Below are 18,590 nucleotides of genomic sequence, written 5' to 3' on the forward strand. Positions count from 1 at the left end.
TATGTATTAATTTAAATATTTATCATTAGGTAATGATCCTAAGTCTTGGTCTTGAACAATTTTTTCCTTTAACTTAAAAGCTAAATAACTACCGGTAATTTGGTACAATTCATTATCATTTAGTTCAGACATCACCCGAAGCATATCTTCCCGAGAGAGGTCTTGCATTATGGAATATATTAATAAATCGACGTCTTCTTCATCTGCCATTAGTTGATCTTTATAAAAGTTATATAACTCATCAACAAATTTCATTGTGCGCTCACTCCTTCTTATTGAATATCTTATGTTTATTTACTTTTACCATTAAATAAGAAAAAAGTCTAGATGAATGATGAATAAGAAAAATTTTATAAAAGGAAAGGAGACAGCCTGTAAGACTATCTCCTAGTAGTTTTATTTTACTTTTTTGACCCAATTAAACGTATCTTCTAATTTTCCGTATTGAATTCCCGTTATTGTATCATACAGTTTTTTAGCAAATTCGCCTGTTTCGTTATTATTGATTGTTATTACTTTATCTTCCCATCTTAATTCGCCGACTGGAGAAATAACAGCCGCTGTTCCTGTACCAAAAACTTCTTCTAATAGTCCTTTTTGATGAGCTTCAAAAATATCTTCAATGGCTATACGTTCTTCATGTAGAGGAACTCCCCAATCTTTGACAAGTTCAATGACAGAATCCCTTGTAACACCAGATAATATACTTCCGTTTAGTTTCGGAGTATAAATTTCACCATTAATTTTGAAAAAGATATTCATAGAGCCAACTTCTTCTATATATTTATTTTCCTTGCCATCTAACCATAACACTTGCTCATATCCCTTTTTCTGAGCGTGTTCTTGGGCAAGAAGACTTGCGGCATAATTACCTGGAGTTTTAACATGGCCAACCCCACCTTTAACTGCACGAACAAATTCATCTTCTACAAAAATCTTAACAGGATTTAATTGACCATCAGCATAATAAGCACCAACTGGAGAGAGAATAATCATAAATTTATAATGATAAGAAGGTCTAACACCTAAATATGGTTCGACTGAAATGATAAATGGGCGTATATAAAGTGAAGTGCCTTCTTTTTCAGGGACCCAATCACTTTCTAATTCAATTAATTGAACAAGCGCTTCTAAGGCTAATTTTTCATCAACTTTGGGGATACATAATCTTTCATTGGAAGTGTTTAAGCGAGCAATATGTTTTTCAGGTCGGAAAATGACGATGGTTCCATCGGCTTGTTTATATGCTTTTAAACCTTCAAAAACGGCCTGACCATAATGAAACACAAATGAAGCTGGGGATAAGGATAAGGGACTAAATGGTTTAATGGTTGGATTATGCCACCCGCCTTCTTCAATGTCATAGTCCATTTCGAACATGTAGTCTGTAAATACTTTTCCAAATTGTAATGTGCTTGGATCTGGTTTTTCTTTTAATTTGTCCGCTTTGACAAATTCCAATTGAGCAAGTTGAGTCATCGTTATACTTCCTTCCACATTTTAATGTTCAGATTTTTTATATTAATGAAAACTTAATAAATGTTTAAAGAGAATTATAATCCCGAAAAACTTTTTAGTCAATATATTTAAAAAATTTTTTCTTTTATTTATGATGTTAAGGAAAAAACATATCAATAATGAAAAACTGCACAATCGAGAAGAAGTTCTAAGAAACGTCCAGCAATTTAGGAATGAATCGTATTTTGATAAAAAAGGCATGAGAAGAATTATATCAATATTGTGTTAGTATATTATTGATGGGCTAAACAGAAGGAAGTCATTTCCGTAAGAGAAATAATAGTTTTCATGATACTATGTAATGTGTAAATCGATAAGTGTAGTTGCGAGGTTGAATAAGATGCATGAATTTATTGATAAAAATGGAAATCAAGTTCGGTTTACTTATTCAAGTGAACAATGGAATGATAAAGTAAAACATGTCCTTGTTATTTCTAAGTATAAAAATTTTTGGTTGTTCACAAAACATAAAAAAAGAGGATTGGAATTTCCAGGTGGAAAAGTGGAAGCAGATGAAAATTTGGAAGAAGCTGCAAAAAGAGAAGTATATGAAGAAACAGGGGGACAAGTAAAAAGCTTATTTCGTGTAGGTCAATATGAAGTTTGTGGAAAAGATGAACATTTTTTCAAGGCGGTTTATTTTGCAGAAATTGAAAAGCTGGAAAAAAAGAAAAATTATATGGAAACGGATGGCCCTGTTTTGAAAAAAATTTCAAATACGCTTTCCTTTTCAGGAGAAGAATATAGTTTTATTATGCAAGATGACGTTGTGCCGTTAAGTATCAAACGAATAAAAGAAGTTTATTTTTAACGAACTGCCAAGAAAGCAATGAAGTTTTATAGTAAATTTTACATGATTAAGTAGCGGACGCATCCTCAGGTATCTTTAGTCCTAACTCGGGATCTTAAGATTTACTTCTTATCCCGCTGGATTTGAGTATGTTTCAGTTTTTCTGCAAGTAGGGAAATATTGATACATTTTTGGTTCGCCGCTACTTTTACTTTTTCTATCCATTTGTATCTGGTGTCCTTCATTATTTATCTATTTTTAATTAGAGCATTTTCAATTAGTTCTACAATTTTATACATAATTGTTGCAAAGATTACAATGATTAAAAGCGACTGCATGACTAGTGTAAAATTAAATACTTGAAATCCATATATAATTAAATATCCTAACCCTTGTTTCGATACTAAAAATTCACCGACAACGACCCCTACCCAACTTAGGCCTACATTTACTTTCAATGTTGAAATAATGGCTGGAAATGATGAGGGTAAAATGGCTTCCTTAAAACATTGCCATCTCGTTGCACCAAAAGTTTGTAATACTTTCATATAATTTGGATCTGTTTCACGAAAAGAAGTGTATACGACGATTGTTGTAATGATTACTGAGATAATTGCGCCCATGGTGACGATGGAAGTCATGTTTGGACCAAGCGCGACAATTAAAATCGGTCCAAGAGCAACTTTCGGCATCGCGTTCAATACAACTAAATATGGATCGAGAATTTTTGACAATAATGGGGACCACCAAAGAATGGCGGCTAAAATAGTTCCAGCAATTGTACCAATTATAAAACCGAGAATGGTTTCGAATAATGTAATGGATATATGGGCGTAAATGGTGCCTTCAAGTATATTTTCCACAAATAAATTCCATACTTTGGAAGGGGAGCTAAAGACTAACGGGTCCACCCATTTAAGATTGCTTGCGATCTCCCATAGGGCAAAAAACGTGATAAAAATCAGAAGCTGGAAAAAAATAACAAAACGCTGTTCCCGAATTATCTTATTTTTATACTCACGATGCATGGAATCAATATTCATTTTGATTTTCAAGTTTTTCCAACTCCTTCCATATTCCTTGAAATATTTCATTGTATAACGGGTGATTTCTGGCCTCAAATGGTGGAATTTTACTAAGTTCTTCAGGGATATTAAATAATTTATGAACAGTACCTGGTCTGTTTGTAAATAAGTAAATTCGATTACTCATAGCAATCGCTTCACCTATATCATGGGTGACAAGTATTGCTGTCTTTTCAAACTGCTTTAATGTTTTAAATACGAGATCTTCTAATTTTAATTTTGTTTGAAAATCGAGCGCTGAAAAAGGTTCATCAAGTAGTAATAGTTTTGGATTTGTCGCTAATGTTCTTACAAGAGCCACGCGTTGACGCATGCCACCTGACAATTGGGTCGGAAATTGATTTTCTACATGGCCAAGCCCCATCTTTTTTAAAAGATTTAATGTTTTTTGTTTTGTTTTTTCATTTAATTGACCGGTTAGTTTTAAGCCGAGAAAAATATTTTCGCGAATGGTTTTCCACGGGAATAAATAATCTTGTTGTAACATGTAACCTGTGTTTTTATTTGGGCCAGTAATGCTTTCGTTATCGAGGATTACCTTTCCAACGCTAGGAGTGATTAAACCTGCAACAATGGAAAGGATTGTTGTTTTTCCACATCCACTTGGCCCGATTATGGATATGAATTCCCCCTCTTCAATTGTAAGATTGATGTCTGTGATGGCTAAAGTACGGTCATTTTTTGAAAAATAAACATGACTGACATCTTGAATCTGTAAGAAGCTCATAATTAGCCTCCCTTCACTGATGCATCTTTTTTAATTACTCTAATATACTTTCAGCAAACTCTGTATTCACATACGTATCATAATCAATTCTTTCTGGTAACTCACCGGCCTCTTCCATGATATTTTGCAGATTATTCCACTCTTCCTCATTTAATATTGGATCTTCGGCAAAGGATTTTTGAGATTTATATCGTTCGATAGAGGAAGTAATAATTTCCATATCCGTATCTTCAAAAAATGAAGCAATGGTTTCAGCTACTTCTTCAGATGGTGTGTCATATACCCACTTTTGTGCTTTATATAATGCTCTTACAAATTTTTCAATAATTTCCTCATTTTTATTGATATAACTTTCTTTTGCCATAAAAGTGGTATATGGGATATGCCCACTTTCTTCACCAAAGGAAGCGACGATATATCCTCTACCTTCTTGTTCAAAAATACTTGCAGTTGGTTCGAATAGTTGCACAAAATCCCCTGTTCCGGATGAAAACGAAGGGGCAATATTTGCAAAATCAACGTTTTGAATCAACTCTAAATCTTCATGTGGATTAATACCATGTTGTTTTAACACGTATTCCCCGACCATTTGTGGCATACCACCTTTCCGCTGACCGAGGAAAGTCGAACCTATTAACATATCCCAAGTAAAGTCATCAATTGGTTCTCGTGATACAAGGAATGTACCATCCGTTTGAGTCAATTGAGCAAAATTAATGATCGGATCATCTGTACCTTGTGCGTTAACATAAATACTAGTTTCAGAACCGACTAAGGCGATATCAGCTCCATCCGAAATTAATGTAGTCATTGTTTTATCTCCGCCTGGTACTGTTGTTAAGTCGATTTCTAAACCTTCTTCTTCAAAAAAACCTTTTCCAATTGCGACATAAAACGGTGTATAAAAGATGGAATGGGTTACTTCTGCAATACGCACTTTTTGTAGACTTTGTTGTTGTGTACTGCAAGCGGAAAAAATGAACGTAAAAATAACCATGATAAATAATATTTTAAAGCCTTTCACATTATATTCCCCCTGTTATTTACAAATGCACTATCCGATACGTTATCGTATGTATCAATGTGAAATGTGTGAATGCCTAATTAAAAAAAGTAAATCTAGTCTTGTATGTATAATAGAGAAAAAAATAAATCGTAGAAATCTGAATTTTTGGTATACTGGAACTAAGGGAGGAATGGATAATGGCAATGTCTGTCCAGATTGAATCATGCATAATTACGGAAGGGAAAGAAAAAAGAGTAAAAGAAAATAATTTTGAACTTATTTTAGATGGATATCATTTGTATCCAATGGATGTATCTATTCCAGTAAAAAGAGGGGAAACGAAGGAACCAATAGGAGAAGGTATTATTAGAAGTCTTTTATTTTCAAAAGAAAAGACAACAATTGTATATACGTTAGCAACATTGAAAAATATTAATTAATGAAAATAAAAATAAAAGATTTGTTAGTGGGGCTGTCCATAAAGTAAGTACCTAATCGTTTTATTCCATTGCTAATCTACCACAGCGCAGAAGCATGTTTGGAAAGGGCTATAGGAACGTTCGTCTGCGTTTAGCTTTCGGCAAAAACTCTTGTACTTAGATTTGCATCACTGATTCTGTACACGTAGGAAAAATATGAAACAATTTTCTGCGTGGCCATCATCTTTCACTTCTAAATCGACTATTTTGGATGGACAGCACCATTTTATATTCAATTACTATAAAAAGTTCTTACTTTACCTAAAATAAAAAAACTATTAATATTATTATTACACTAAATATAGGTATAATTTTCAGAATAATGAAATAATATTATTTTCTTAATTCAGTAAAATGAAATAATTTTTTCTATAATAATATCTGAATAATTTTATTCTTTCGAATGATATTTTAATCTGAATTTACTAAAAAATATTGCAAATGTAATAAATTTGTAATAATATAAAAAACAAATATAACAGGTCGATGAGTATTACTATTCAGATTTTTGACAACAATCGAGGAGGGCCGACAATTGACGAAGCAACCACTTTTACAAATTAAGAATTTAACAACATCCTTTCGCATTCATGATGAGTATTATGCTGCCGTTGACAATGTTTCACTAAATGTAAATGAGAACGAAGTCCTAGCAATCGTCGGTGAATCAGGCTGTGGAAAAAGTGCTTTGGCGTTATCAATTATGAGACTTCATAACGAATTAAATACAAAGTTAGAAGGAGAAGTCAATTTTAAGGGACAAAATTTACTGACATTGTCAACTGCAGAAATGAATAGATACCGTGGGAATGAAATGGGGATGATTTTTCAGGATCCGCTTACAGCTTTAAATCCTTTAATGAGAATTGGTCAGCAAATTGAGGAAGCGATGAAAAATCATCTGAATTTATCTGATGCGGAAATGAAGGCAAGAAGTTTGGAATTATTAAAGAAAGTAGGCATTCCGAATCCAGAACGCACCTATTTGCAATTTCCTCACGAATTATCAGGTGGGATGAGACAGAGGGTAGTTATTGCAATTGCGATTGCATGTGAACCTAAATTTCTAATTGCTGACGAGCCTACAACTGCTCTGGATGTGACAATTCAAGCACAAATTCTAGATCTAATGCGAGAATTGCAAAAACAGATGAAAACAGGAATTATTTTAATCACCCATGATTTAGGCGTTGTTGCAGAAATGGCGGATCGTGTAGCAGTCATGTATGCAGGTGAAATTGTAGAAATTGCAGACGTATATACATTGTTTTCAAATCCATTGCATCCTTATACAAGATCGCTTTTTAATTCCATTCCTTCAGCAGCAGAAGGTTCAGATCGATTACATGTAATTCAAGGAATTGTTCCATCTTTAAAAAATCTCCCACGAACAGGATGTCGTTTTGCTAGTCGGATACCTTGGATTAAGGAGTCAGCCCATGAAATTAATCCAACCTTACACGAAGTCGAAAAAAACCATTGGGTACGCTGTACTTGTTACCAAGATTTCCATTTTCCTGATGATACGGAGGCAGTAAAATATGACATTTCTTAAAGTAGAAAATTTAAAAGTTTACTATCCTGTTCGAGGTGGATTTTTTAGAAGAGTAATAGATCATGTAAAAGCTGTAGACGATATTACTTTTGAATTAAAAGAAGGAGAAACATATGGATTAGTCGGTGAGTCGGGGTGTGGAAAAACAACAACAGGACGAACAATTATTGGATTAAACCGTCCAACTGCAGGAAAAATTTTTTTCAATGATATTGAATTAACTAAGTTAAAGAGAAGAGATTTTTATCAATATCGAAAAGATATTCAAATGATCTTCCAAGATCCTTATTCTTCATTAAATCCACGAAAGAGAGTACTTGACATTATTGCAGAACCGATTCGTAACTTTGAAAAATTGTCACCGAATGAAGAAAAAACAAAAGTAATGGACGTCTTAGAAAAAGTTGGCTTAAGTCCTGAATCCATTTATAAATATCCTCATGAATTTTCGGGAGGTCAAAGACAGAGAATCGGTATTGCGCGAGCGCTGACACTGAACCCGAAATTAATCATTGCTGATGAACCTGTATCAGCACTAGATGTTTCCGTTCAAGCACAAGTACTAAACTTTATGAAAGATATTCAAAAAGAATTTAATTTAACCTATCTATTTATAAGTCATGATTTAGGAATTATTAGACATATGTGTGATCGTATTGGCATTATGTATCGGGGGCGCCTTGTTGAAGAAGGGACAAAGGACGAAATATTTGAATATCCTCAGCATATTTATACAAAGCGTTTATTGTCGTCCATTCCTCAAATGAATCCAGAGGAACGAATACAACATACGGCTTTTCGCAGAAAAGTTAACGAAGAATTTAAAAATAATTATGATAAATACTTTGATGCTGAGGGGAAAATATTTGATTTGAAGCCAATAAGTGAAACACATTCAGTTGCATTACCATAGAGAGGAGCGTAATTATGTTAAAGTTTATAATCCGAAGATCATTAATCGCAATCCCTCAGCTCTTCTTATTAAGTGTACTCATCTTTTTATTAGCTCAGGCAATGCCTGGTGATGCTCTTTCAGGGAAATTCATTAATAGTCCTAATTTGGACCCTGCTTACCAGTCTGAATTACGGGATAAATTGGGATTAAATGACCCGTGGCATGAACAATATGTTCGTTGGATTGGAAATTTAGTTCAGGGCGAATTAGGGATGTCATATGTACATAATGTAAAGGTTGAAACGATGTTAGAAAGTCGTATTGCCAATACATTTTGGCTTGGTTTAGCCACTTTAATATTAACCTATCTGATTGCTGTACCATTAGGGGTTATAGCGGGAAGATTGCCTGATACTAATATGGATAAATTTATCGTTACATATAGTTACGTAAGTTTCTCGATACCGATATTTGTTTTTGCACTCATTATGCTATATATCTTTGGGTTTACTTTGGACTGGTTTCCGACCGGTGGAAGTGTGGATGTTCGTACAGAACCCGGTAGTTGGGATTGGTACGTATCCAAATTACACCATTTATTATTACCGGCTTTATCATCCGCTTTGTTGGCAACAACTTCTACCATCCAATATTTACGGAATGAAATTATTGATACAAAATTAAAGGATTTTGTTAAAACAGCAAGGGCGAAAGGGACACCAGAACGCAAAGTTTATACTCGCCATATATTCCGTAATTCTTTATTGCCAGTAGCAGCCTTTTTGGGCTATGACATTGTATATATTTTGTCTGGTTCAATCTTTATTGAGCAAATCTTTAGTTACCCTGGATTAGGCCAATTGTTTGTCGATTCAATTCAACAAAGGGATTTTGCGGTCGTCAACGTACTTGTAATGTTATTTGGAGTATTATCTATTTTAGGAACATTGTTATCAGATATTATTTTAAGTATCGTTGATCCGCGCATACGAATTGATTAAAGCCTAATTAAGGGGAGGGGAAAGAAATGGCAACGCCAGTAGTTAACAATACAAATACAGATCTAGAAAAAGTAAAATCTCCATCTGGTTTTAAAATTATTGTCCGAGAGTTTTTAAAAGATAAAGTGGCCTTAATCTCTTTAATTCTATTTATTGGTATTGTTTTATATGTTTATATCTATTCATTGGGATTAGACACTAGAGAGGTAACTAGAGTAGATATATTTAATCAGTTTAGAGAACCTGGTGCTGAACATTGGTTGGGAACTGATTATGGTGGACGGGATGTATTTAATCAATTAATACTAGGTGCAAGAAATTCACTGACAATTGGTATTGCAATTACGTTAATTACGTCAATAATTGGGATTGCTTTAGGATTATTAGCTGGATATTATGGTGGTTGGGTTGACAATGTCATTATGAGGACAGTGGATTTTGTCCTTGTTCTACCAGCATTAATGATCATAATTGTATACGTATCAATTGTACCTGAATTTAATGTATTAAAATTTATCTTTATCATGAGTCTTTTTTATTGGACGTCGAAATGTCGGCTTGTCCGATCGAAGGCTTTGGCTGAAAGAGAACTTGAATATGTAGCAGCATCGAAAACGCTAGGTACACCAGATTGGAAAATTATGTTATTTAATGTTCTCCCGAATCTGAGCTCTATCATTATTGTTAATATGACCCTGAATTTAGCTGGTAATATCGGGATCGAAACGAGTCTTACTTACTTAGGTTTTGGACTTCCGGAAAATGTACCAAGTCTTGGAACATTAATATCCTATTCTCGTAATCCGGAAGTAATGGAAAATAAGCCGTGGGTATGGTTACCTGCAGCAATACTAATTTTAGTATTGATGCTGTGTATAAATTTCATCGGTAATGCATTGAAACGTGCTGCCGATGCAAGACAAAGATTAGGTTAAAGGGGGAATTGCTGTTATGGCGAAAAGAGGAAAATTTAAGTTTCTAAGTATTTTCCTTGTTTTAATCCTCATCCTGTCCGCATGTTCAAGTGGATCTGGAAGTTCTTCAAGCAGTGATAGCGGATCATCAGGAGGAGAGAAAGGAAAAGAGAAAGAAGAAGTTTATGAATCTCAATTTCCAAAAACCGTTGTTAACGACAAAGAAGAAATCGAAGGAGGTTCAATTAACGTAGCACTCGTATCTAGTACACCTTTTGAAGGAACACTAGATTGGCAGTTTTATGAAGGTGCACCAGATCGTGAGGTTTTAGACTGGTTTTCTGAACCAATTTTTGGTTATGATGAAAACTATCAAATCACAAATGATGTAGAATCAGCGGCGAAGTTTGAACTTTCAGAAGATCATAAAACTATAACGATCACAATTGAAGATGGAGTATATTGGCACAATGGTGAACCATTAGAAGCTGAAGACTATGCATACTCCTACTATATTATAGGACACCCAGATTACCAAGGTGTACGTTATGGGGATACTTTAATTTCTGATATCGTAGGTATGGAAGAATATCATGCTGGTAAAACAGATGAAATTTCAGGTATCGAAGTTGTTGACGAAAAAACAGTAAAGATTACATGGAAAGAAGCAAATCCATCTATTCTTTCTGGTATTTGGGCATATGCAGCTCCAAAAGATCATTACGGTGATGTTCCAATAGGTGAATTAATTAATTCAGAAAAAATTCGTACTGATGTAGTTGGTTTTGGTCCATTTAAGGTGAAAAACATCGTACCTGGTGAATCTGTAGAGTATGAGGCTTTTGAAAATTACTATGGTGGAAAGCCAAAACTTGATTCTGTTGTATTAAAAGTTGTTTCTCCACAAACAATTAAGAAAGAATTAGAAAGTGGAAATATCGATATTGCAACTTTCCCAAGTGATCAGTATGAAACTGATTATGAACCATCAAACTTCCAGTTATTAGGACGAGTTGAGAATGCTTATACGTATATTGCATTTAAATTAGGTCGTTGGGATGAAGAAAAAGGCGAAGCTGTTCAGGATCGAGATACTCCACTACAAGACGTAGAATTACGTAAAGCAATGGCCTATGCAATTGATAATGATGCAATTGCGAAAAACTTCTACAATGGTTTACGTTCAAATGCAAGTACTTTAATGATTCCATTCTTTGAAGATTTTCATAATCCTGACATTGAAGGATACTATTATGATCCAGAAAAGGCAAAAGAAATTTTAGATAATGCTGGATATAAAGATGTCGATGGTGATGGGTATCGTGAGGATAAAGATGGAAATAAAATGGTATTTAATTTTGCTTCCATGGATAGTGGTGAAACATCCGAACCTGTCGCCCAAGCTTATATCCAATGGTGGGATGATATAGGTATTAAAGTTCAATTATTAGAAGGTCGTCTACATGAATTTAACTCCTTCTATGATCGTATAGAACAAGATGATCCTGCTATTGATATTTATCAAGCGGCTTGGTCAACCGGTACAGACCCAGATCCATATGGCTTATATTCAAAATATGCGAAGTTCAATTACCCTCGTTATGTAAATGAGGAAAATGAACAACTATTAGCTGACGGTCATTCTGAGGACGCATTTGATTTCGAGTATCGTAAAGAAGTATATGACAAATGGCAACAACATATGGTTGATAACGTACCTGTCATTCCAACTTTATACCGTATAGAGCTATTTGCAGTTAATAATCGAGTGAAAGATTATACGTTAGAAGTGGGAACAGATTGGGGATATGAAGATATTGCCGTTACTTCTGAACAACCAGAAAAATAAATCATGAAAAAGCAGTGATTTTCTGAAATCACTGCTTTTTTCCATGTGTACGGACAGGATTTTCCAAGCACACGATATTGATCCTGTCCAGGACCGTTAATTTGTTCTTGGCTATGGGGACGTCGGTGAAATTTGATATATCACAAGAGCAAGATCATTTGTTAGTGATGCGAAAATCATTGCTAGTAAACCGCATTGATCTGGAAAGTCTAGTTTTGAGGATCATTGATAGGTTACGTTGTTAGAAGCGCATCCAATGGCACGGCCCCAGCAAACGCTCTTGTGCGCTTGCTGGGGCCGTGGCTTGTGTGCCTGATGCTTATGCTTTCGGCACAAAGTTTTTGTTGTTTCCACTGGAGTCGCCGCCAACGCTCCTTTCAAAAAATCCACTTTTTATGTCTTATTAGACACCCTTATAATCTATATAATTGGCCCGCCTAATTTTTCAATTTCTAAATTATCACTAGAAAATTTCTTAAAGTTTTCTTTAAATTGATTCGCTAGTTCTTTTGCTTTTTCAAAATAAGCATTTTCATCGGACCAAGTTTTATTTGGTAAAAGGACTTCTGAAGGTACGCCAGGCACTTCCACTGGAATCTGTAAACCAAATATTGAATCTTTTACAGTTTCAACATTATTTAATTTACCTTCAATTGCGGCGCGAACCATTGCTCTTGTATATTTTAAATTCATACGGCTTCCGATACCGTATTCACCGCCAGTCCAGCCTGTATTTACTAAAAAGACTTGTACATTGTGCTGGTCAATTTTTTCACCTAACATTTCAGCGTAGCGGTTAGCTGGTAATGGTAAGAATGGCGCTCCGTAACAAGTTGAAAATGTTGCTTCTGGACTTGTAACACCGCGTTCGGTACCAGCTAATTTACTTGTATATCCACTTAAGAAATGATACATTGCTTGCTCTTTCGTTAATTTTGAAATTGGTGGTAATACCCCAAATGCATCGGCTGTTAAAAAGATAATGGTTTTTGGGTGACCAGCTTTGCTTGGTGTGATAATATTTTTAATGGCATGTAATGGATATGCCGCTCTTGTATTTTCTGTTAAACTTCCATCATCAAAGTCAGCTTTTCCGTTTTGATCAACGACTACATTTTCTAGGACTGATCCAAACTGAATAGCGTTATAGATTTGCGGTTCTTTTTCTTCAGAAAGATTGATACACTTTGCATAGCAACCGCCTTCAATATTAAATACGCCATCAAGGGACCAACCATGTTCATCATCACCGATTAATTTGCGGTCATCATCGGTGGATAGGGTTGTTTTTCCGGTGCCAGAAAGCCCGAAAAATAGTGCGACATCACCATCTTTTCCAACGTTTGCAGAACAATGCATAGATAGAATATCTTGTTCTGGTAGTAAATAATTCATGACAGTAAAGATGGATTTTTTCATTTCGCCAGCATATTCAGTACCGCCAATTAATACAACTTTATGTTCAAATGAAACGATAATGAATGTTTCAGAACGAGTACCGTCAACTAATGGATCTGCTTTGAAGTTTGGTGCAAAGACAACTGAAAATTGAGCTTCATGTTTTTTTAACTCTTCTTCAGTTGGACGGATAAATAATTGATGAGCAAATAAATTATGCCAAGCATATTCTGTAATCACTTGAATAGGAAGGCGATAATTTTCGTCTGCACCAGCAAATCCTTTAAAAACAAAGATTTCATCTTTTACTTTTAAATAATCTAAAACTTTTGCATATAAACGTGAGAATTTTTCTTCCGAAATTGGTTGATTAATACTGCCCCAATCAATCTTATTGCAGACTGATTCTTCTTGAACAAAGTATTTGTCTTTCGGTGATCGACCAGTGTATTTTCCGGTTTTAACACTTACAGCTCCTGAAGTTGTAAGTACCCCTTCATTTCTGCTAATTACCTTTTCAACCAATTTTGGAACGGATAATTGTGTAACAACATTGGTTCCACTAAGTAATCCTTCTAAACTTTTGACATTGTAAATTGTATTCATTTAAAAAAACCTTCCCCTTTATGATTTCTATTTACCCTTTGTTTAATTAGTATAACATATTTATTTTATTAGTCTATACTAATAATCAAAAAAAGTTGAAAGAATTTCGTAAAAAATATTAACGATTTCTTATTAATATACTCTTTTTACAAAATAAAAATTTATAGTTATTATTTGATTAAAATGATTGACACTTAGGGTTCTTTTAATGTAAGATTTACATTTGAATGGATACTCTTATCCAGAGTTGGTGGAGGGACAGGCCCGAAGAAGCCCAGCAACCTGCATTTGTGCAAGGTGCTAACCGATGCAAGGAATACCTTGATCGATAAGAGTGAAAGGAACGCAAATATACCTTTCCTCTAGCGGGGAAAGGTTTTATTTTTTTAGCCTTCATTTCTTGTTACATATGCGTTGAAAATACCATATAGTGTATGTATATGTAAAACGTTCGTGAATGAATTAATTCATATGAATCAGAAGTATTATAATTTTATTTATTCCTTTCCATCTTAGGAATTGGAATTTTGATTTATTTCATAATAATGATGAAGTTAATGGTTATTATCTTTGTTGTGTACATTAAGGAGGATAAAAATGGCTAATAGACGTTTATTTACTTCTGAATCTGTAACAGAAGGACATCCGGACAAAATATGTGATCAAATTTCCGATGCGATTTTAGACGAAATACTAAGTAAAGATCCAAATGCTCGAGTAGCTGCTGAAACATCAGTAACTACGGGTTTAGTCTTAGTATCTGGAGAAATTACAACAAATTCGTATGTTGATATACCAAAAATTGTTCGTGATACTATTCGTGAGATAGGTTATACCCGTGCAAAATTTGGCTTTGATGCAGATACATGTGGTGTATTAACATCGATTGATGAACAATCACCGGATATTGCTATGGGTGTTGATGAGGCACTTGAAGCTAGAGAAGGTACAATGACAGATGATGAAATTGAAGCAATTGGTGCCGGAGACCAAGGATTAATGTTTGGTTTTGCATGTAATGAAACAGAAGAGTTAATGCCATTACCAATATCATTGGCTCATAAATTATCTCGGCGCTTATCCGTTGTAAGAAAAGATGGAATTTTACCATACTTACGTCCTGATGGAAAAACACAAGTAACAGTGGAGTATGATGAAAACGGAAAGCCTGTGAGAATTGATACAATTGTCCTATCTACTCAGCACGATCCTGAGACTACATTGGAACAAATTCAAAAGGATATCAAAGAGCATGTCATTCACCCTATTGTTCCTAGTGATTTAATTGATGATCAAACGAAATATTTTATTAATCCAACGGGACGATTTGTAATTGGTGGTCCACAAGGAGATGCGGGATTAACAGGTCGAAAAATTATTGTTGACACATATGGTGGTTATGCTCGTCATGGAGGTGGCGCCTTTTCTGGAAAAGATCCTACAAAAGTAGACCGTTCTGCCGCATACGCAGCACGTTATGTTGCAAAAAATATTGTAGCAGCAGGTCTTGCAGAAAAATGTGAAGTACAACTCGCATATGCCATCGGTGTTGCTCAACCAGTTTCGATTGCTATTGATACTTTTGGTACAGGCAAAGTCAGTGAAGATGTTCTAGTAAGGCTTGTTCGGAAACATTTTGATTTACGCCCAGCAGGAATAATTAAAATGTTAGATTTACGTCGTCCCATTTATAAACAGACAGCTGCTTACGGTCATTTTGGTCGTACTGATTTAAATCTTCCTTGGGAGCAAACGCATAAGGCAAAAATTTTAAGGGAAGAAGCTCAAGTAGATTAATCTATTTTGTAAAATGGTATGTTCATAAGGTGACAGATAGAATATAATAAAAGTCCGTCTTTATAAACATGTGGTTTAGTATGACATTTTCTAAATCAAAATGTTTTCTAAAGACGGACTTTTGTTTGGAATGGTCCTTATGTAGAGAAACTTATGATAAGAAGGGGTAAACATATAAGTTAGAAAATATATTTATTCTTGTTGTAAAATTCTCTTGTAAAGATGGGGAGTTCGCACAATATCAGCGAGTGTAAATTGATCTAATACTTGGAAATAAGCGTTTAAAGCTTCCCGAAAGACTCGAGTTAATCCACAATAATTTGTCAATATACATGGATTGGGATGATTGGGGTCCATACAGTCAACCAAATAAAATCCATCTTCTGTTTGACGAACTAACTCACCAATATTAATTTTATCTGGTTTCTTTGCTAGTTTGAATCCTCCATTTCTCCCTCGAATCGTTTCAATGTATCCAAGTTTTCCGAGATTATGGATGACTTTCATTAAGTGATTTTTTGAAATATTGTAAGCATCTGCAATTTCTTGTATATTACAAAGTCTGTTCTGATCCATTGCAGCAAGATAAATTAAGGTTCGTAAAGAGTAATCGGTATATAAAGTCATTCGCATGGACATCACCAAAAGTTAATTTTGTTTCTATTATAACATAATAAAAACGTATGGATATTTTCTTCTAATTGTGAACGTTTTTTTAAAGATGTATTTGAAATATTGCTTTTTGAAAGCGATTTAGATACATTTAAGATGTATTTAAAATATATGTTTTAAAAGGAGAGGACGAAATGTTATCAGAGAAAACAATTGAGATTGTGAAATCAACGGCACCTGTTGTAAAGGAGTATGGTACTAAAATAACGAAGGTCTTCTACAAAAAAATGTTGGGGGAAAATCCTGAACTATTGAACTATTTTAACCATGTAAACCAAAAAGTCGGTTCTCAACCAACGGCTTTAGCAAATTCGATTATTGCTGCTGCAGAAAATATCGATAATCTTGAAGCGATTATTGGTCCTGTAAAAACGATAGCGCATAAACACAGAGCATTAAGTATACGTCCAGAACATTATCCAATTGTTGGCGAAAACTTGTTATATGCGATAAAAGAAGTTTTAGGCGATGCTGCAACTGATGAAATCTTAAAAGCATGGGAAGAAGCTTATGGAGAAATTGCTAACGTATTTATCCAAATAGAAGCGAAAATGTATGAAGAAGCTGCGCTTAAACGAGGTGGTTGGGCAGACTTTAAACCATTTACAGTTATTAAGAAAGTAAAAGAAAGTGATGAAATTACTTCTTTCTACTTACGAGCTCTAGATGGTACACCAGTTCCAGACTTCCAACCAGGACAATACATTACTGTAAAAGTGGTTATTCCAGGTGAAAAATTTGTTCATAATCGCCATTACAGTATATCAGAAGCTCCTGGAAAAGATTATTTCAGAATCTCTGTAAAACGTGAGGCAGACAAAGAACCTGTTGGTATTGTTTCAAATTACTTACATGATTATGTAAATGAAGGTGATCGATTAGATGTAAGTGCACCGGCTGGCGATTTTGTATTAAATACTGCAGAAGAAGAGCCAGTGACATTTATAGCAGCAGGTGTTGGTATTACACCATTGCTCAGTATGTTTGAAACATTAGTAAACAAAGGTAGTAAACGGAAAATTACTTTTATTCAAGCGGCAAGAAATGAAAATGTCCGTGCATTTCACGAAGATCTGAAAGAATTGGTAACGAAAGCAGAGAATGCGAACCTTTATACAGTGTTAGATGAAAAAGTTAATGAAACGACTGAAGTTGATCACTTAGGACTCATCGATCGCGAGTTTTTAGAAAAGGTAGTGAATAAAGACGGAATTGTTTATTTATGTGGACCACAACCATTTATGAAAGCAATGGTCGAAAATCTTAAAGCAATGGGAATTTCTGAAGAGAATATTCGTTTTGAGTTATTCGGTCCTCAGTTACAAGGTTTAGATTAATTTTTTAACGATTAAACACTATTACGATAGTGGAAACATGACATATATAAACAAAAAAACTGCATAAAATCAAAATGATTTATGCAGTAGTGAAAAATAGGTTTCTATATATAATCATACTAAAAATATAAAATAAATAAAATAGAATGCTCATAAGGCTATCCAGCATGTCGTTATTGAACTGGATAGCCTTATTAATGTCTTTCAAATATTCTAATTTAATTGGAGTGGTATTAGGAGGAGAGAATTTCTTTAATTTAATGAATATTTATTGGAAAACTATTATAAATTGCGTTATACATAGAAAGTATTCGAAAGTATCACATACAATGCAACCCCACTTTTACTACTTACTTTGTAAAGATTTATAATACTGGCCTTTTTCCCGATATTCACGATAAATCCGATCCATTTCTTTATAATCTTCATCTGTCAATTCGCGAATTACTTTTGCTGGTCGTCCGAAGGCCAAAGTATGTGGTGGAATTTTTTTACCTTGGGGGACTAGACTTCCAGCCCCTATAAAGGCATGCTCTCCAATTTCAGCACGGTCAAGTATAATCGATCCCATTCCAATAAGTGCATTTTTTTTAATAATACAGCTATGTAGAGTTACTTGATGTCCAACGGTTACATTATCTTCTATTATGAGCGGGTTATTTGGACTTTGATGGAGCATACATAAATCTTGAATATTTGTGTTGTTGCCAATTTTTGTTGGCGCAACATCCCCGCGTATAACCGTATTAAAAAAAATACTTGAATATTCCCCGATCTCTACATCTCCAGTAATCGTGACAAAGTCACCTAAAAATACTGATTGTGCTATTTTCGGATATACCCCTTTATATGGATAAATTTTAAACATTCCCAAACTCCCTTTCCTTTCGTTTATAACAAAACTATTTTACAATAAATATAAATATTTTGTGGTGTTAATGCTTTTTTCACTTAAACAGAC

17 protein-coding genes and 1 riboswitch are annotated in these 18,590 nt (G+C 34.3%); of the genes, 9 read left to right on the top strand and 8 right to left on the bottom strand.

Features of this window, described 5'->3' with window-relative positions; genetic code table 11:
- Positions 1-6: 6 nt before the first annotated feature.
- Together OEV82_RS09850 and OEV82_RS09855 are read right to left on the bottom strand one after the other, a co-directional pair.
- Positions 7-255: a DUF6154 family protein gene (locus tag OEV82_RS09850; protein WP_173661415.1), complete on the bottom strand. Its 249-nt coding sequence runs from the start codon at positions 253-255 to the stop codon at positions 7-9.
- A 141-nt stretch (positions 256-396) separates the two neighbouring features.
- The gene (locus tag OEV82_RS09855) at positions 397-1,479 is read right to left on the bottom strand and encodes a branched-chain amino acid aminotransferase (RefSeq protein ID WP_173661413.1); all 1,083 of its coding nucleotides are present in this window, start codon (positions 1,477-1,479) and stop codon (positions 397-399) included.
- 379 nt (positions 1,480-1,858) lie between these two features.
- On the opposite strand from OEV82_RS09855, the gene ytkD reads away from it, so the two are divergent.
- On the top strand, positions 1,859-2,329 hold the full coding sequence (gene ytkD, locus OEV82_RS09860) for an RNA deprotection pyrophosphohydrolase (protein ID WP_173661412.1): 471 nt from the start codon (positions 1,859-1,861) through the stop codon (positions 2,327-2,329).
- A gap of 227 nt (positions 2,330-2,556) precedes the next feature.
- Here ytkD and OEV82_RS09865 read toward each other — a convergent pair whose 3' ends face one another.
- The 3 genes from OEV82_RS09865 to OEV82_RS09875 are packed head-to-tail and all read right to left on the bottom strand — an operon-like array spanning position 2,557 to position 5,117.
- The gene (locus OEV82_RS09865) at positions 2,557-3,336 is read right to left on the bottom strand and encodes an ABC transporter permease (protein WP_377701004.1); all 780 of its coding nucleotides are present in this window, start codon (positions 3,334-3,336) and stop codon (positions 2,557-2,559) included.
- A gap of 4 nt (positions 3,337-3,340) precedes the next feature.
- Complete coding sequence (locus OEV82_RS09870; protein WP_173661410.1) at positions 3,341-4,120, bottom strand: ABC transporter ATP-binding protein; 780 nt, start codon at positions 4,118-4,120, stop codon at positions 3,341-3,343.
- 34 nt (positions 4,121-4,154) lie between these two features.
- The gene (locus OEV82_RS09875) at positions 4,155-5,117 is read right to left on the bottom strand and encodes an ABC transporter substrate-binding protein (RefSeq protein WP_173661436.1); all 963 of its coding nucleotides are present in this window, start codon (positions 5,115-5,117) and stop codon (positions 4,155-4,157) included.
- Positions 5,118-5,323: 206 nt separating this feature from the next.
- On the opposite strand from OEV82_RS09875, the gene OEV82_RS09880 reads away from it, so the two are divergent.
- The 6 genes from OEV82_RS09880 (at position 5,324) to opp4A (ending at position 11,819) form a co-directional block, all read left to right on the top strand.
- The gene (locus OEV82_RS09880) at positions 5,324-5,566 is read left to right on the top strand and encodes a DUF2584 family protein (RefSeq protein WP_173661408.1); all 243 of its coding nucleotides are present in this window, start codon (positions 5,324-5,326) and stop codon (positions 5,564-5,566) included.
- A gap of 574 nt (positions 5,567-6,140) precedes the next feature.
- Positions 6,141-7,160, top strand: a complete 1,020-nt coding sequence (locus OEV82_RS09885) for an ABC transporter ATP-binding protein (RefSeq protein WP_173661406.1) — start codon at positions 6,141-6,143, stop codon at positions 7,158-7,160.
- Positions 7,147-8,073 (top strand): ABC transporter ATP-binding protein, encoded by a 927-nt coding sequence (locus OEV82_RS09890; protein WP_173661404.1) that lies wholly within the window; start codon positions 7,147-7,149, stop codon positions 8,071-8,073. Before OEV82_RS09885 ends, OEV82_RS09890 begins: the two co-directional genes overlap by 14 nt.
- A gap of 14 nt (positions 8,074-8,087) precedes the next feature.
- Entirely contained in the window at positions 8,088-9,056 is a 969-nt protein-coding gene (gene opp4B, locus OEV82_RS09895; protein ID WP_173661402.1) for an oligopeptide ABC transporter permease, read from the top strand.
- 26 nt (positions 9,057-9,082) lie between these two features.
- The gene (locus OEV82_RS09900; RefSeq protein ID WP_263061768.1) at positions 9,083-9,991 is read left to right on the top strand and encodes an ABC transporter permease; all 909 of its coding nucleotides are present in this window, start codon (positions 9,083-9,085) and stop codon (positions 9,989-9,991) included.
- A gap of 16 nt (positions 9,992-10,007) precedes the next feature.
- Positions 10,008-11,819 carry an oligopeptide ABC transporter substrate-binding protein gene (gene opp4A, locus OEV82_RS09905; protein WP_263061769.1) on the top strand — a complete coding sequence of 604 codons (1,812 nt, stop codon included), beginning with the start codon at positions 10,008-10,010 and terminating at the stop codon, positions 11,817-11,819.
- Between the two features lie 420 nt (positions 11,820-12,239).
- On the opposite strand, the gene pckA is transcribed toward opp4A, so the two are convergent.
- Positions 12,240-13,823 (bottom strand): phosphoenolpyruvate carboxykinase (ATP), encoded by a 1,584-nt coding sequence (gene pckA, locus OEV82_RS09910; protein WP_173661396.1) that lies wholly within the window; start codon positions 13,821-13,823, stop codon positions 12,240-12,242.
- A gap of 234 nt (positions 13,824-14,057) precedes the next feature.
- A riboswitch (SAM riboswitch) is annotated at positions 14,058-14,158 on the top strand.
- Between the two features lie 262 nt (positions 14,159-14,420).
- Here pckA and metK point away from each other — a divergent pair.
- Entirely contained in the window at positions 14,421-15,620 is a 1,200-nt protein-coding gene (gene metK, locus OEV82_RS09915; protein WP_263061770.1) for a methionine adenosyltransferase, read from the top strand.
- A gap of 192 nt (positions 15,621-15,812) precedes the next feature.
- Here the strand turns inward: metK and OEV82_RS09920 are convergent, their stop codons facing one another.
- Complete coding sequence (locus tag OEV82_RS09920) at positions 15,813-16,253, bottom strand: RrF2 family transcriptional regulator (RefSeq protein ID WP_173661392.1); 441 nt, start codon at positions 16,251-16,253, stop codon at positions 15,813-15,815.
- A 173-nt stretch (positions 16,254-16,426) separates the two neighbouring features.
- On the opposite strand from OEV82_RS09920, the gene hmpA reads away from it, so the two are divergent.
- Positions 16,427-17,629, top strand: coding sequence for an NO-inducible flavohemoprotein (hmpA, locus tag OEV82_RS09925; protein ID WP_263061771.1), 1,203 nt, complete (start codon positions 16,427-16,429; stop codon positions 17,627-17,629).
- A gap of 346 nt (positions 17,630-17,975) precedes the next feature.
- Here the strand turns inward: hmpA and OEV82_RS09930 are convergent, their stop codons facing one another.
- Positions 17,976-18,497: a gamma carbonic anhydrase gene (locus tag OEV82_RS09930; protein WP_173662454.1), complete on the bottom strand. Its 522-nt coding sequence runs from the start codon at positions 18,495-18,497 to the stop codon at positions 17,976-17,978.
- Positions 18,498-18,590 lie beyond the last annotated feature (93 nt).

The sequence above is a fragment of the Pallidibacillus thermolactis genome (genome assembly GCF_025660415.1).
Taxonomy (GTDB): domain Bacteria; phylum Bacillota; class Bacilli; order Bacillales; family Caldibacillaceae; genus Pallidibacillus; species Pallidibacillus thermolactis.

Coding starts and splice junctions, on each gene's coding strand:
- ytkD (WP_173661412.1), top strand. CDS start 1,859: ATGCATGAATTTATTGATAAAAATGGAAATCAAGTTCGGTTTACTTAT.
- OEV82_RS09880 (WP_173661408.1), top strand. CDS start 5,324: ATGGCAATGTCTGTCCAGATTGAATCATGCATAATTACGGAAGGGAAA.
- hmpA (WP_263061771.1), top strand. CDS start 16,427: ATGTTATCAGAGAAAACAATTGAGATTGTGAAATCAACGGCACCTGTT.
- opp4B (WP_173661402.1), top strand. CDS start 8,088: ATGTTAAAGTTTATAATCCGAAGATCATTAATCGCAATCCCTCAGCTC.
- OEV82_RS09870 (WP_173661410.1), bottom strand. CDS start 4,120: ATGAGCTTCTTACAGATTCAAGATGTCAGTCATGTTTATTTTTCAAAA.
- OEV82_RS09875 (WP_173661436.1), bottom strand. CDS start 5,117: ATGGTTATTTTTACGTTCATTTTTTCCGCTTGCAGTACACAACAACAA.
- OEV82_RS09920 (WP_173661392.1), bottom strand. CDS start 16,253: ATGCGAATGACTTTATATACCGATTACTCTTTACGAACCTTAATTTAT.
- OEV82_RS09855 (WP_173661413.1), bottom strand. CDS start 1,479: ATGACTCAACTTGCTCAATTGGAATTTGTCAAAGCGGACAAATTAAAA.
- OEV82_RS09900 (WP_263061768.1), top strand. CDS start 9,083: ATGGCAACGCCAGTAGTTAACAATACAAATACAGATCTAGAAAAAGTA.
- OEV82_RS09850 (WP_173661415.1), bottom strand. CDS start 255: ATGAAATTTGTTGATGAGTTATATAACTTTTATAAAGATCAACTAATG.
- OEV82_RS09865 (WP_377701004.1), bottom strand. CDS start 3,336: ATGCATCGTGAGTATAAAAATAAGATAATTCGGGAACAGCGTTTTGTT.
- metK (WP_263061770.1), top strand. CDS start 14,421: ATGGCTAATAGACGTTTATTTACTTCTGAATCTGTAACAGAAGGACAT.
- OEV82_RS09890 (WP_173661404.1), top strand. CDS start 7,147: ATGACATTTCTTAAAGTAGAAAATTTAAAAGTTTACTATCCTGTTCGA.
- pckA (WP_173661396.1), bottom strand. CDS start 13,823: ATGAATACAATTTACAATGTCAAAAGTTTAGAAGGATTACTTAGTGGA.
- OEV82_RS09930 (WP_173662454.1), bottom strand. CDS start 18,497: ATGTTTAAAATTTATCCATATAAAGGGGTATATCCGAAAATAGCACAA.
- opp4A (WP_263061769.1), top strand. CDS start 10,008: ATGGCGAAAAGAGGAAAATTTAAGTTTCTAAGTATTTTCCTTGTTTTA.